A 14598-nucleotide genomic window follows, 5' to 3' on the forward strand; every position below is an offset into this window, starting at 1 on the left:
GGGGGCAGGCCGCTGGTTGTGCTGGCCTGCCTCCTTGCCTTCCGTACCTTCGCCCCTATGACTCCCGACGCCCCCGCTGCCCAGCCCCACAAGCTTTTCCTGCTCGACGCCTTTGCTCTGATCTACCGCGCCCACTTTGCCTTCAGCAAAAACCCGCGCGTGAACTCCAAGGGCCTGAACACCGGGGCCATCCTGGGCTTTACCAATACGCTGGTGGAGGTGCTGCAGAAGGAAAAGCCCACCCACATTGGGGTGGCCTTTGATGCGGCCAAGAAAACCTTCCGCCACGAGCAGTTTGCCGAATACAAGGCCCAGCGCCAGGCCATGCCCGAAGACATTGGGCTGGCCATTCCCTACATCAAGCGCATTATCAAGGCCTTTCACATTCCCATCTTGATGGTGGAAGGCTTCGAGGCAGATGACGTGATTGGCACCCTGGCCCGCCGCGCCGAGGCCCAGGGGTTCGGGGAGGTGTTCATGATGACGCCGGACAAAGACTACTGTCAGCTCGTTACCGACTGCATCAAGATTTACCGGCCGGCTTTCATGGGCAATGCCGCCGAAGTGCTGGACGTGCAGCACGTGCTGCAGCGCTTCGAGATTGAGCGGCCCGAGCAGGTAATTGACATTCTGGGCTTGCAGGGCGACGCCTCCGACAACATTCCCGGCATTCCCGGCATCGGCGAGAAGACGGCCAAAACCCTGATTCAGAAGTACGGCTCGGTGGAAAACCTGATTGCCAACGTGCACGAGCTCAAAGGCAAGCAGCAGGAAAACGTGCGCAACTTCGCCGAGCAGGGTTTGATGAGCAAGGAGCTGGCCACCATTCACCTAGACGTACCCATTGAGTTTGAGGCCGAAAAGCTAGTGCTGGACAATCCCGACGAAAATGAGCTGCGCCAGCTGTTTGAGGAGCTGGAATTCCGGCAGCTGGCCGCCCGTGTGCTGGGCGGGGGCAGCCCGGGCAGCCCCAGCACCGCTCCTACCCCGCGCGGGGCCCGGCGGCCCAAAGTAGCCGAGGGCCAAGGTAGCTTGTTTGGCTCTTCCGCCGACGCAGCGGTAGGCATAGCCGCCGAGGAAGGCGAAACCGGCTCCTTCGGGGCTCCCGCCGGGCCGCGCCTGACGTTGCAGGATGTGCCGCACCAGTACCACCTGATAGACACGCCGGAGCTGCGCAAGTCCCTACTTGAATTCCTGTTGCAGCAAACAGAGGTCAGCTTCGATACCGAAACCACCGGCCTCGACACCATGACGGCCCGGCTAGTGGGACTGTCGTTTTGCTGGCTACCCGGCGAGGCCTACTACGTGCCCGTGCCGCCCGACGACCACGTCGCCGCCCAGGCGCTGGTGGATGAGTTCTGCCCGTTCTTCGAGGCCGCGCACATCACCAAAGTGGGGCAGAACATCAAGTACGACCTCACCATTCTCAAGCACTACAAGGTGCAGGTGAGCGGTCCGCTGTTTGATACCATGCTGGCTCACTACCTGCTGGAGCCCGACATGCGCCACAACATGGACGTGCTGGCCGAAACCTACCTGCACTACACGCCCGTGAGCATTCTGGAGCTTATTGGCCCCAAAGGCAAAAACCAGAAAACCATGGCCGACCTGCCCCCAGCTCTGGTGTCGGACTACGCCTGCGAGGACGCCGACGTGACCCTGCAGCTCAAGCACGTGTTTGAGCCCATGCTCAAGGAAGTGGGGCTGTTGGACTTGCTCAACCAGGTGGAAAACCCGCTGGTGCCGGTGCTGGCCGATATTGAGTACGAGGGTGTGAAGATTGACTCCTCGGCCATGGGCGAGTACTCAGCCGAGCTGCAGGGCTACATAGTGGACATTGAGAAGCAGATTTTCTCGGAGGCCGGGCAGGAGTTCAACATCGGCTCCCCCAAGCAGCTGGGCGAAGTACTGTTTGATAAGATGGGCCTGGGTGGCGGCAAAATCAAGAAAACGAAAACCGGGCAGTATGCCACCGGCGAAGAAATCCTGAGCCAATTGGCGGCCGATGCGCCCATTGCCGGACTGATTCTGGAACACCGCCAGCTCACCAAGCTGCGCAGCACCTACGTGGAGGCCCTACCCCAGCTGGTGTGCGAAGTAGATGGCCGCGTGCACACGTCCTTCAACCAGGCCGTAACGGCCACGGGCCGCCTCAGCAGCACCAACCCCAACCTGCAAAACATTCCCATTCGTACCGAAAAAGGCCGCGAAATCCGGAAAGCCTTCGTGCCCCGCGACGAGAACCACGTGCTGCTGGCCGCCGACTACTCGCAGGTGGAGCTACGCATCATGGCCGACTTCTCGGGCGACAAAACCATGATTGAAGCCTTCCGCCAGGGCCTCGACATTCATACCAGCACGGCCAGCAAGGTGTTCCACGTGCCCCTGACGGAAGTGGACGGGGAGATGCGCCGCAAGGCCAAAACCGTCAACTTTGGCATCATCTACGGCATTTCGGCTTTCGGCTTGGCCCAGCGCATCGGTATTTCGCGCAAGGAAGCCACCGAGATTATCGACACCTACTTCCAGGAGTTTTCGTCGGTAAAGCAGTTCATGGACGACAGCATCAACAAGGCGCGGGAGCTGGAATATGCCACTACCCTGCTGGGCCGCCGCCGCTACCTGCGTGACATCAACTCGCGCAACGCCACCCTGCGCGGCTACACCGAGCGCAACGCCATCAACGCCCCCATCCAAGGTACGGCCGCCGACATCATTAAGATGGCCATGATCAACATCCACGAGTGGCTGATTCAGGAAAAGCTCGGCACCAAGATGATCCTGCAGGTCCACGATGAACTGGTGTTCGACGCGGTGCAGGAGGAAGTAGAATTCATTACCCCCAAGATCAAAGAACTGATGTCCAACGCCTTGCTGCTCCCCCACGGCGTGCCCCTGGAGGTAGAAGTAGGCACCGGCCGCAACTGGCTACAGGCCCACTAGGCCAGTCGCCTGCCAACGTCGTCGCGCGGGTAGCACAGCCCGCGCGACGACGTTGGCAGGCGACTGGCCTAGTGGGCCGGCCGGAGTAGGCAGGCAAAACCCCAAGGCATCTTCGCGCCCTGCAGCCCGTATAGCCCATCCGTACCGCTCACCCTATAACATGCCCGCATGGCTTCTCACCCCCGCACCACTACCCTGCAAAACGTAGCCCGCGCTCTGATGGGCACCTTTATGGTGGCCGCCGGTACTGGCCACCTCACGTTTCAGCGCCGGGAGTTTCAGGCCCAGGTACCCGACTTTGTGCCGCTGAGCAAGGATACCACGGTACTGGCTTCGGGGGTGGTGGAAATCGGGCTGGGGCTGGCGTTGCTGCTGGCCAAAGGCCGCAACCGGCAATTGATGGGCATGGGCTTGGCAGCTTTCTACGCGGCCGTCTTCCCCGGCAACATCCACCAGTATACGCATCATCTCTCCGCCTTTGGCCTCGATACGGATGAAAAGCGGCTGGGGCGCTTATTTCTGCAGCCGGTGCTCATGGGCTGGGCGCTGTGGTCGACGGGGGCACTATCCTCATCATCCCGAGCCAAGGCAACACGGCCGACATCATCAAGGCGGCCATAACCAACCTCTCAGCATGGTGGGGCCGGAAAAGCTTCGCAGCAAGGCAATGCTGCAAGCTCACGATGCCCCATTTCCGCCGTAGGGCACAAGGAATTGGATAGTCTAACAACCAGACCCAAAAGCTTTGGGCCAATAACCTACTGCTATACAAAAGGCCCCGGTTTGCGCACTTGTTGGGCAAACCGGGGCCTTTTGTATAGAGCCTAGATAGCAAGATGGCTTAGGGCGTGTTGGTTACTACCTGGCCTGCTTCGGGCTGCTGGGCGCTGCGGTCTTTCAGGGTGCCCAGTTCCCGGCCTACCGCAATAAAGGCCGCAATAGCCTTTTCCAAATGGGCGCGGGTATGCGCCGCCGACAGCTGCACCCGGATGCGGGCCTGCCCCTTCGGCACTACGGGGAAGTAGAAGCCCACGACGTAAATGCCTTTTTCGAGCATTTTGGCGGCAAACTCCTGGGCCAACTTGGCATCGTAGAGCATAACGGGCACGATGGGATGCTCGCCGGGCTTGATGTCGAAGCCGGCTTCCGTCATTTTCTCCCGGAAGTACTTGGTGTTTTGCTCCAGCTGGTCGCGCAGGGCCGTGCTTTCGGTGAGCAGTTCCAGCACCCGCAGGGAGGCGCCCACAATAGCCGGCGCGAGGGTGTTGCTGAATAGGTACGGGCGGCTACGCTGGCGCAGCATGTCGATGATTTCCTTGCGGCCCGAGGTGAAGCCGCCCATAGCCCCGCCCAGGGCCTTGCCCAGCGTACCCGTGATGATGTCGACGCGGCCCATGGCGTTGCGGTACTCGTGGGTGCCGCGGCCGGTTTTGCCCAGGAAGCCCATGGAGTGGCACTCATCTATCATCACCAGGGCCTGGTACTTGTCGGCCAAGTCACAGATTTTGTCGAGCTGGGCAATGGTGCCGTCCATGGAGAAGGAGCCATCCGTCACGATGATGCGGTGGCGCGTGCCTTTGGCTACGGCGTCCTGCAGCTGCAGCTCCAGGTCCTGCATGTCGTTGTGGTTGTAGCGGTAGCGCTGGGCCTTGCACAGGCGCACCCCGTCGATGATGGAGGCGTGGTTCAGCGCGTCGGAGATGATGGCGTCCTGCTCGTTGAACAGAGGCTCGAACACCCCGCCGTTGGCGTCGAAGGCGGCGGCGTAAAGGATGGTGTCCTCGGTGCCCAGGAACTCGGCCAGCTTTTTTTCCAGCTCTTTGTGAATATCCTGGGTGCCGCAGATAAAGCGCACCGACGACAGGCCGTAGCCGTGGGTGTCAATGGCTTCTTTGGCCGCTTTGATTACCTCGGGGTGGGAGGACAAGCCCAGGTAGTTGTTGGCGCAGAAGTTCAGCACTTCGCCGGCTTCCTGGGTTTCAATTTCCGCGCCCTGAGGCGAGGTTATCACGCGTTCCTTCTTGTAGAGGCCCGCGTCTTTGATTTCCTGGAGCTGCTGCTGGAGGTCGGGTTGGAGGGTGGTGTACATAAGGTGAACAAGCGAATGGGTGAATGAGTGGGCGGTTATGCGAAAGTACGTAGGCTTTTGGTACGGCATTGCGCCGGCGTGGTGTAGGTTTGCAGTTGGCTGGCCCGTCAGCCTTTCCCCCGGCTCGTCCGTATCACTCGTCCGGCTCTACCGCATCCTGCATGAACGTACATATCCAACAAATTCTGGACAACCCGCTGGCGGCGCTGGCTATTGTAGGCAACCTCATCATCATTGAAAGCCTGCTGAGCGTGGATAACGCCGCTGTGCTGGCGACCATGGTGGGCGACTTGCCCAAGGAACAGCGCCAGAAAGCCCTGCGCTATGGCATCATTGGGGCCTACGTGTTCCGGGGGCTGTGCATTGTGTTTGCCTCGTTTCTGATTGAGTTCTGGTTTCTCAAGCCCCTCGGCGGCCTCTACCTGCTGTACCTGGCCTACGCCCAGTTCAAGCCCAGAAACCACGGCAGCTCCGACGACGACCAGGGCCCCGACAAAGAGAAAAGCTGGGTGTACCGGCACACGCTGGGTTTGTTTGGGCAGTTCTGGGCCACGGTGGCCCTTATCGAGCTGATGGACCTGGCCTTTTCCATCGACAACGTGTTTGCCGTGGTGGCCTTTACCGACAACCTGATTCTGATTTGCCTGGGCGTGTTTATCGGGATACTGGCCATGCGGCTGGTGGCCCAGGCCTTCGTGCTACTCATGGCCAAGTACCCGTTTCTCGAAACCGCCGCCTTCCTGGTTATCGGTATTCTGGGGCTGAAGCTGCTGCTCTCCCTGGTGGAGCACTACCAGCCCGAATCGGCTTTCAGCCGCTTTCTGGGCAGCCACGCCGCCGACGTGGGCCTGACGGTGCTGACGGTAGTCATCTTCCTGATTCCGGTGCTCACCTCCTACTTTTTCAACGTGCCCAAGCGCAACCACTTTCCGCGGTAACCGGGTCCCTACCGGCTTGCCGCCTCAGCCCGATTGAAAAACGCCTGCACGCCCTGCCGGCCGCTGTCCATCAGCTCCTGCTTCTGGGGGGCCGATAGCCGCTTGATTTTGGGGTTGAACCCGCGCGTGTCGATGCTGATGGTGCGGGGCCAGTCTTCGGGGCGGGGGGCGTTCAGGTTTTCCAGGGCTACCGTGTACAGTGCCCCGATGTAGGAACCAAAGTCCTGCACCGCGTAAGGTGCCAGCTGCTGCCGGCCCCCGGGGCGCGTGTCGTAGGCCACCTGCTCGGCGCGGTCGAGGCGCAAACCCAGCGTTTCGGGGTTGATAAAAGGCCCGGCGGCTCCGGGAAGGTAGCGCGGGTGGTCAAATAAATCCAGCGGGTAGTTGGCCAGCAGGCCCCCATCTACCACCACTTCCACCAGCTGTCCTTTGGCCGGGTGCGGCACCACGTGGCCGGCGGTATCCAGCAGCACGGCCCGGAAGTAGAGCGGGATGCTCATGCTGATGCGTACGGCGTCGGCTACGCGCATAGCGGGGTGAGTTTCGTAGCTGAACGTCTGCCGACACTGGCGGGTGAGGTTGGTACCAGTAGTGTACAGGTCGCGGAAGCGGGCCGGCTCCTGCTGGGCCAGTGCGTGCAGCTCGGCCAGCGTGAGGTTGGGGCGCTGGGTTTTGCGGGCCACCAGCTCGGTGAGGTAGCGCGTGAGCTGGTCGCCGCGGTACCAGCCGTATTGGCGGATCAGGCGCGTGCTGCCCCCGAAAAACAGCCCCCGGCCGTCGTTGAGGCGCTGCACGGGCGTTTGATTTACCACGTCAATGATTTCCTGGGGCGAGTAGCCCACCGCCAGCAGGGCCGCCTGAATGGCCCCGGCCGAGGTGCCGCCCACCCGCCGAATACCGGCCAGCACGCCCCGGCTTTCCAGCTCCTGCAGCGCGCCCCCGTAGGCAATGCCCCGAATACCGCCGCCCTCCATCACCAGGTTGCGGTACACCGGGCGAGCAGCCGGCTCCGGGCTTTGTGCCGACGCGGAAACGGTGGGTTGGAGCGCAAACAGCAACACCAGAAATAAAGAGAGGTAGCGCATAGGCAGGTCGATAAGCTATGGGAAGGAGCCGGTCCTTACCCGGATGGTTGTATGGGCCGTAGAATGACGCAACTCCGCTGCATCCGTATCTTTGCCCTCCACCCATTCCCCTGTTTTCCGCATGCCTACTTCTTCCTCCGCCCCCACCCCCGGCGACACCATTCTCGTTATCGGCGCGGGCGGGCAGCTCGGCCTGGAGCTCACCCACGAGCTGCGCCAGCGCTACGGCGCTTCCCACGTAGTAGCCGCCGACGTACGCACCCCCAAAGACCTCGAAATTCAGCAGGCCGGCCCGTTTGAGCTGCTGGACGTGCTCGACAAAAACCGGCTGACGGAAGTTATCCAGCAGTACAAGCCCAAGCAGGTCTACCACCTCGCGGCGCTGCTGTCGGCCACGGCCGAGAAGAACCCCAAGTTTGGCTGGCAGCTGAACATGGATGGCCTGTTTCACGTGCTCGACGCGGCCGTGGACCTGGGCGTGGAGCAGGTGTACTGGCCCAGTTCCATTGCCGTGTTCGGGCCCGATACACCTCGCCAGAACACGCCTCAGCTCACCATCATGAACCCCAACACGGTGTACGGCATCAGCAAGCTAGCTGGGGAGCAGTGGTGCGAGTGGTACTTCCGCAAGCACGGCCTCGATGTGCGCAGCCTGCGCTACCCGGGCCTCATCGGCTACAAGAGCCTGCCCGGCGGCGGCACCACCGACTACGCCGTGGACATCTACCACAAGGCGGTGGCCGGCGAAAACTACGAGTGCTTCCTTTCCGAGGACACTTACCTGCCCATGATGTATATGCCCGACGCGCTGAAGGCCACGCTGGACCTGATGCACGCTCCCGCCGACAGCATCAAGGTGCGTAGCTCCTACAACCTGGGCGCCATGAGCTTCAGCCCCCGGGAAATTACGGCCAGCATCCAGCGCCACTATCCCGACTTCCAAGTCACCTACAAGCCCGACCAGCGCCAACAGATTGCCGACTCCTGGCCCGCCAGCATCGACGACACCCAGGCCCGCCAGGACTGGAACTGGCAGCCCCAGTACAATCTAGATAAGATGACGGACGACATGCTGCTTCACCTGAAGGAAGCTGTGGTGCTGAAGTAGTATGGGCGTTATTGGATTCTTGGTTGGGCTGACCCTAAATGCCGGCGCTGTTTACCTGATATATTGGTTTTTTCGTACCATCATCCGGCGCTACTATGGCAACGTGCAGTCAGCTAACCCTTTCGGGCCCGGCTGGGCACAGTTGCTGGACCAATATGAAAGTTCACATGGCGTGCTACGCATGGTCCAGTTCTCAGCCCGCATTGGAGGAATATGGTACAACGACGTGCTACAGATTGGCTTTGATGTGCAGGATGTAGTCATTCGTAACAACCTGGGATTTTCTTCCCTGGTCAGAATTCCCCTCAATCATATCGAGCTACTGCAGCAGCCGGAGCCATTCCAGGCAACGTCCCTGAGCGAAACAGAATATACTCCCGGCTTATTTCAGGTTGGCAGGGTTGAGGTTGGGCTGGACGCGTACTGGACCGCGCAACTCCTGCAACGCATGGCCGCTGCTGCCCCCCCAGCTACTTTCTGATCATTTAACTACTGAGATTTTTAAACGCCTCACCTTTCCGGTGGGGCGTTTGTATTAATGTTCCACCCGAAAACCTCTGGCATGCCCACCCGTTTCTGCAACTGCGCATCCAACGCCCCGCCCGTACAAAACCAAGACCCCAAGTTCCCAAGTCCCTATTTATGATTGTAAATCATACGCCCGCCGGCTGGCAAATCATCTACCAGCAGGCCCACGCCCTGCTGGCGGCCCAGCTGCTGCACCAGTGGCCCGCGTTTCTTCCCTGCGACCAGTGGGTGGGCCTCCTGGCTGCCGCCGCCCAGCACGACGACGAGCAGCACCAGTGGAATGGACACTACGGCCTCACGCCCGCCGGGGCTCCGGCCAACTTCACCATGAAGGAGTTTTCGCTGGAGCAAGCCACCGGCGTAATGCGCGCGGCCCGCTTCCAGGGCCGCTGGCGGAGCCTGCTTACCAGCATGCACCTGAGCACGCTCTACGAAAGCCTGCGCGGTCAGAATAAGGCAACCGATGCCTTTCTGGATGAGCAGCTGGCTGGTCAGAAGACGTGGCGGCGCGAGCTAAAAATCCGCAAAGCCGAGGCGGAACGCGCCTACGCCCTGCTGCACTGGTGCGACCGGCTCAGCCTGATTCTGTGCCGCCACGAACTGCCGGAAATGGGCCGGGCCCTGGAAGTCTATACCGGCCCCGATGGTCACCGCCACGAGGTAGTGCGCGCCGAGGCCGATGGCCCCGTAACGGTACAGCCCTGGCCCTTCCGTGAGCCGCAATTTACCGTGAGCGTGGAGGCCACCGTGCTAGGCCAGCTGCAGTTCGCTAACGATGCCGAGCTGGCCGCTGCCCTGCGCACCGGCCCCATCGAAACACTACGCTGGGAGCTGCGCCGGTAACTAAACTACTTTTCACAAACCGGCTGTCATCCTGAGCAGAGCGAAGGACCTTATCACACTGCAGCAAGTCGTGCGAGTGTGATAAGGTCCTTCGCTCTGCTCAGGATGACAGCTTAATGGTAGGCTACAGCTTTGCCACCGGCTTCGGGTTCTGCATCAGGCCGGCGGGAACTTGCTGGGTGAGCGAAAGGTGACCCAGGGCGCGGCCGTCTTTCCCATCAGTGCGGTCGGTAGCCAGCAGCAGGGCACCGTAGCGCTGGTAGCCGGCCCAGCGGCGGCGAAACGCGGGTTGGGCATCGGTGGCTTTTGGGAAAAAAGCCCACTCCTCTACCAGGTTGGTTTTGGGGTTGATGAGCACTTCGTACTTGTTATCGGGCGTCACGCCCACGTTCTTGAAGGTCATGTGCAGCACCTCGGCGGGCGTGCCGTCCATGAGCTTGCCGGCGCCGTGGTAGGTAAGTGTCACGCCGGAATCCTTGAGCTTGAATGGCATCAGCAGCCACCAGGAGTTATTCACCCAGATGGGGTACATTTTGGCCAGCAGCTTCTGCCCGTCGGGGGTGGCCGAAACGTCTTGGCCGGCACGGTACACCTTGCCCTGCTTGGTGCCCAGGTTGTAGAGCGCGACGAGGCTGTCCTTCTGCCAGCGGAAGTCGCCGGTTTGCTTGTCCCAGAGCTGGTAGGAGCCATCCAGAAAGTCCCAGCCAAAAAGACGGGCCTGCTGCCAGGCCGGGTAGCCGCCCATAGCCCGCATTGCCTTATCGGCCAAGCGCAGGGCGCGGGGGTCGGAGCCAGCTTGGTCGAACCCGGCCGCGGCTGGGTAAGCGGCCGTATCAGCAGCGGCGGCGGTAGTAGTGGCTGGTTGCTCCGTGGGGCCCGACTGGCAGGCACCCAGGCCAGCCAACAGCAGAAAAGCAAAGAACATAGCGCGCATAGAAAGCTGAACAGTGTACAACCCGGGCCGGCTTCGTGCCGGTAGGGGCATCCCGCGCAAAGATGCATAAACCAACCCGATGGCCCCAACGCCCGGCGCAATCTGCCCGTACTACCGGCAACCCTGTGCTCTGACGTTTCTACCTTATGGCCACACATTACCGCGTTTCGGATATTTTCAATATCCTTAAAACCACTGCCAGCGAGTTCATGGTCAACAACTCGTTTCGCCACGCGGCGGCGCTGTCGTACTACACCATTTTCTCGCTGCCCCCGCTGCTGCTCATTGTCATCACCATTGCCAGCTCCATCTATGGGGCCGAGGCCGTGACGGGACAGGTGTACGGGCAGCTACGCGGATTTCTCGGCGCCGATTCGGCTAAGTTCCTGCAGGATTCTATTGCCGAGTTCACCAAGCAGCAGAAAGGCGGCCTGGCTACGGTTATCGGCATCGGTACGCTCATCTTTGCGGCTACTACCTTCTTTGTCACCCTGCAGGAAAGCATCAACGACATCTGGAACCTGAAGGTGAAGCCACGCAACGGTATCTGGCAGTTTGTGCGTGACCGGCTGCTGAGCTTCGGCCTGATTTTGAGCGTGGCGCTCTTGCTGCTCATTTCCTTTGTCGTCAGCGCCATCCTGAGTGCCTTCACCGGCAAGCTGCAGCAGTGGTTTCCCGAAATCGGGGTGGTTGTTATCAAGCTGGTCGACTTTTTCCTCTCCCTGGGTGTCACGTCCTTGCTGTTTGCCCTGATCTACCGGTTTTTACCCGACGCCGTCATCCGCTGGCGCGACGTGGGCATTGGCGCAGTCATCACGGCCACACTGTTTGTGCTGGGCAAGTTTCTCATTGCCTTCTACATCGCCAAGGCCAACCCCGGCTCGGCTTTCGGAGCAGCGGGCTCGGCCATTGTGCTGCTGCTCTGGGTAAACTACTCTGCCCTCATCATCTTTTTCGGGGCCGAGTTCACCCAGGAGTTTGCCGATGCCTTCGGGCAGAAAGTGCAGCCCAAGGCCCACGCCGTGCGCATCGAAACCCGGGAGGTACCCGAAGGCGAAACCAAAGAAGAAATTACCACTGGCCGCCCCCGCTCTACCGGGCGCTGGAAAAGCTGAAAAGTCCAGGGCAGCGGCATAGTATTGCCCCCTCAGCTTGCCAATATGGCTATTAAGGATGGTTTTTATTCCCAGCAGCTCCGCTTATATGCTTTGTTGTAAAGTCTGGGGTTACATGATTGTGTGATGCGGATTGCGCGGCAGAACGCTACGTTTGGGAAACCTTTTCCCTTGCTCCGCTATGCGCTTCTTTATTCCCTTACTACTTGCGCTTGCCGTTGCCTTCGGTGCTCAGGCCCAGCAACCCGGCCGCATTCTGATTGTGAGTCCGCACGTGGGCGAAGTTATTGATGCCCAGGAGAAGGCAACGTACGGCTTGTTCCCGTATTACTCAGCCAACGACTTTCAGCAGGCGCGCTTCGAGCAGGCCCCCGACAGCGCTATTACCCTTTACGCCCAGCTGCGCGACGGCCGCACGGTGCTGCGCCCGTTTACCCGGGCGCAGTTCGAGCAAACCAGCCAAGCCATTGAGCAACGCGTGCAGGAGCTGAAGCAGGCGGGCGTCGCCGTCAACCAGCCCGCCACACCCGCCGCTGCCGATTCCATCGGCCACCGCTACCGGGTAGACCTGCGCACGGGCACTGCCTTTGTGGGGGAGCTGGTGGCCCTCCGCCCCGCGCAGCTGGAGTTCCGCACGTCGGACCTGGGCATTGTGCAGGTGGAGCGCGCCAATATCAAACGCCTGGAGGACCTGACGCCCGGTGCCATTCGCCCGCTGGCCGAAGACTGGTTTGACATCGGCAACGGAAACCGGCTGTTTTTTCAGCCCACGGCCCGCAACCTGCGCAAGGGCGAAGGCAGCCTGCAAAGCATCAACCTGCTGCTGCTGGGCGCCAACTATGGCGTTACCGATAACTTTTCCATTGGCATCCTTACCTCTGTGGTACCTTTTGTGCCGCTAAACGACCAGCTGCTGGCCTTCACGCCCAAGCTTTCCGCCAAGGTGTCGGAGACTACCCACGTGGGAGGCGGTATCCTCTACATTCGGGTAGCGGGTGAGAGTGCCGGCATTTTCTACGGCAATGCTACCTTCGGCTCGGCCGACAACAATTTTACGGCTGGGCTGGGGTATGCTTTTGCCAGCGGCGAGGTGGCCCGCACCCCGGTAGTGCAGCTGGGCGGACAGCGCCGCATTTCGCGGCGCGTGTCATTGCTGACGGAGAACTACCTTATCACGGATTCAGAAGCAGGTATTGCCGGCCTCTACGGCATCAAACTAAACTGGCGGCGTACGTCGCTGGGGCTGGCAGGTGGCTATGTCCTCTCCTACTCCGATGGCCTGAGCAGCACCTACGCCGTGCCTATTTTCTATGACTTCACGTTCCGCTTCGGCAAGCCAGGTAAGTAAAGCCGCCGGCCATGGTGCTGCCTACGCGCAAAAACGAAAAAGCCCCACTCGCCGGAAATTTGGCAAGTGGGGCTTTTTCGTTTTTGCCGGAAGCGCTTACGCGGCTACCTCGGGCTTCTGCTTCACGGCCAACTGCCCGCAGGCGGCGTCGATGTCCTTGCCGCGGCTGCGGCGCACGTTGGTTTGCACGCCCCGGTCGGCCAGGTACTTGTGGAAGGCCACCAGCTTGTCGTCGGCGGTATTCACGTAGCTGGCGTTTTCGATGGGGTTGTACTCAATCAGGTTCACCTTGCAGGGAATCCACTTCGAAATCTGGAACAGCTCCTCCGCGTCCTGCAGCGTGTCGTTGAAGCTCTCGAACACGATGTACTCGTAAGTAACCTTGCGGCCGGTTACTTGGTGGTAGTGCTGCAAGGCATCCTTGAGCGAAGCCAGGGAGTTAGCCTCGTTGATGGGCATGATTTCGTTGCGCTTCGCATCGTTGGGTGCGTGCAGGCTCAGGGCCAGGTTGGCTTTCACCCCGTCGTCGGCCAGCTTCTTGATCATCTTGGCAATGCCGGCGGTGCTGACGGTGATACGGCGCGGAGCCATGTTCAGACCGTCTGGGGCGGTGATACGCTCAATGCTTTTTACCACGTTGGCGTAGTTGAGCAGCGGCTCGCCCATGCCCATGTACACGATGTTGGTGAGCGGGGTGCCATACTGCGCCTCGCACTGCTCCCGGATGCGCACCACCTGGTCGTAGATTTCGGCGGCATCGAGGTTGCGCTTACGCTCCATGTAGCCAGTGGCGCAAAACTTACACGTGAGCGAGCAGCCCACTTGTGAAGAAATGCAGGCCGTCATGCGCGTATCGTGCGGAATGAGCACGCCCTCTACAATGTTGCCGTCATGCAGCCGAAATGCCGATTTGATGGTACCGTCGTTGGAAAGCTGCTGGTTTTGCACCGCCACGCCGTTGATGACGAAGTGCCGGGCCAGCAGCTCCCGAGTAGCCAGGGAAATGTTGTTCATTTCCTCAAACGAGCCCGCCGTGTTTTTCCACAGCCACTCCAGCACCTGCTTGGCGCGGAAAGGCTTTTCGCCGTGCTCTACCATAAAGGCTTTGAGCTCGTCGGGGGTGAGTTTGCGAATGTCGCGCTTGGTCAGTACGGGCAGGTCAATCATCATAGCCGCAAAGATACAATACAGAAGGCGCTTGAGTTCCACGGATTTGCTGACTCAACTTACACGCTGCCAACCGTTCTGCTGCTTAGTGAGCTTTTCCCGGGCACGGGCGGCAGGCTAGGCGCCGGGCTTTTCTACCCGGTTGAGGTAGTAGCCGGCCGCCGCGCCACCAGCCCCCGCACCTATGGTCAGCAACCAGAAGGCACCCGGATTCGGGGGCATGTTGAACCCGATCAGCAAACTCAGCCACCACGTCAGGCAGCCACAGCCTACCGTGAGCCTGGGGCTGGCCGTGTAGTGGGCGTTGCTCAGGCGCATGAGGCCGTACGTAGCCACCCCAATTGCCACTGGTGCGCCTACCAGCAGCAGGAGCACGCCCCACAGAAAGTCTTCCAGCCTGCCGCCGCCTTTAAATGCCTCTCCAAAGGCCCCGCCAGCGGGCAGCAGCAGCAACATCAGGAGCTTAGCACGTCTCATTCGGGCAAGATACTACCGGCCGG

At 60.6% G+C, this 14598-nt stretch carries 13 protein-coding genes; 8 read left to right on the top strand and 5 right to left on the bottom strand.

Annotation, left to right across the window (positions count from 1 at the left end):
* The first annotated feature begins 57 nt into the window (after positions 1-57).
* Both polA and FY528_RS03390 read left to right on the top strand, forming a co-directional pair.
* Complete coding sequence (polA, locus tag FY528_RS03385) at positions 58-2943, top strand: DNA polymerase I (protein ID WP_149069580.1); 2886 nt, start codon at positions 58-60, stop codon at positions 2941-2943.
* Between the two features lie 168 nt (positions 2944-3111).
* Complete coding sequence (locus tag FY528_RS03390) at positions 3112-3564, top strand: DoxX family protein (RefSeq protein WP_149069581.1); 453 nt, start codon at positions 3112-3114, stop codon at positions 3562-3564.
* Positions 3565-3784: 220 nt separating this feature from the next.
* Here the strand turns inward: FY528_RS03390 and kbl are convergent, their stop codons facing one another.
* Positions 3785-5032: a glycine C-acetyltransferase gene (kbl, locus tag FY528_RS03395; protein WP_149069582.1), complete on the bottom strand. Its 1248-nt coding sequence runs from the start codon at positions 5030-5032 to the stop codon at positions 3785-3787.
* A 161-nt stretch (positions 5033-5193) separates the two neighbouring features.
* Here kbl and FY528_RS03400 point away from each other — a divergent pair, with 161 nt between their 5' ends.
* Positions 5194-5970 carry a DUF475 domain-containing protein gene (locus FY528_RS03400; RefSeq protein ID WP_149069583.1) on the top strand — a complete coding sequence of 259 codons (777 nt, stop codon included), beginning with the start codon at positions 5194-5196 and terminating at the stop codon, positions 5968-5970.
* A gap of 8 nt (positions 5971-5978) precedes the next feature.
* Here FY528_RS03400 and FY528_RS03405 read toward each other — a convergent pair whose 3' ends face one another.
* A complete protein-coding gene (locus FY528_RS03405; RefSeq protein WP_149069584.1) occupies positions 5979-7055 on the bottom strand; it encodes a patatin-like phospholipase family protein in 1077 nt (358 codons plus the stop codon).
* 121 nt (positions 7056-7176) lie between these two features.
* On the opposite strand from FY528_RS03405, the gene FY528_RS03410 reads away from it, so the two are divergent.
* The 3 genes from FY528_RS03410 (at position 7177) to FY528_RS03420 (ending at position 9534) form a co-directional block, all read left to right on the top strand.
* On the top strand, positions 7177-8163 hold the full coding sequence (locus FY528_RS03410; RefSeq protein ID WP_149069585.1) for an NAD-dependent epimerase/dehydratase family protein: 987 nt from the start codon (positions 7177-7179) through the stop codon (positions 8161-8163).
* A gap of 181 nt (positions 8164-8344) precedes the next feature.
* Positions 8345-8644, top strand: coding sequence for a hypothetical protein (locus FY528_RS03415; protein WP_149069586.1), 300 nt, complete (start codon positions 8345-8347; stop codon positions 8642-8644).
* A 161-nt stretch (positions 8645-8805) separates the two neighbouring features.
* Complete coding sequence (locus tag FY528_RS03420) at positions 8806-9534, top strand: DUF3891 family protein (protein WP_149069587.1); 729 nt, start codon at positions 8806-8808, stop codon at positions 9532-9534.
* Between the two features lie 124 nt (positions 9535-9658).
* On the opposite strand, the gene FY528_RS03425 is transcribed toward FY528_RS03420, so the two are convergent.
* Positions 9659-10459, bottom strand: a complete 801-nt coding sequence (locus tag FY528_RS03425) for a hypothetical protein (protein ID WP_149069588.1) — start codon at positions 10457-10459, stop codon at positions 9659-9661.
* A gap of 155 nt (positions 10460-10614) precedes the next feature.
* Between FY528_RS03425 and FY528_RS03430 the strand changes: the two genes are divergently transcribed.
* Both FY528_RS03430 and FY528_RS03435 read left to right on the top strand, forming a co-directional pair.
* Complete coding sequence (locus tag FY528_RS03430) at positions 10615-11583, top strand: YihY/virulence factor BrkB family protein (RefSeq protein ID WP_149069589.1); 969 nt, start codon at positions 10615-10617, stop codon at positions 11581-11583.
* Between the two features lie 181 nt (positions 11584-11764).
* Positions 11765-12931, top strand: coding sequence for a hypothetical protein (locus FY528_RS03435; RefSeq protein WP_149069590.1), 1167 nt, complete (start codon positions 11765-11767; stop codon positions 12929-12931).
* A gap of 96 nt (positions 12932-13027) precedes the next feature.
* On the opposite strand, the gene rlmN is transcribed toward FY528_RS03435, so the two are convergent.
* On the bottom strand, positions 13028-14098 hold the full coding sequence (gene rlmN, locus FY528_RS03440) for a dual-specificity RNA methyltransferase RlmN (RefSeq protein ID WP_373281600.1): 1071 nt from the start codon (positions 14096-14098) through the stop codon (positions 13028-13030).
* Between the two features lie 117 nt (positions 14099-14215).
* Complete coding sequence (locus FY528_RS03445; protein WP_149069592.1) at positions 14216-14575, bottom strand: hypothetical protein; 360 nt, start codon at positions 14573-14575, stop codon at positions 14216-14218.
* Positions 14576-14598 lie beyond the last annotated feature (23 nt).

It is taken from the genome of Hymenobacter lutimineralis, assembly GCF_008271285.1.
Classification (GTDB): Bacteria; Bacteroidota; Bacteroidia; order Cytophagales; family Hymenobacteraceae; genus Hymenobacter; species Hymenobacter lutimineralis.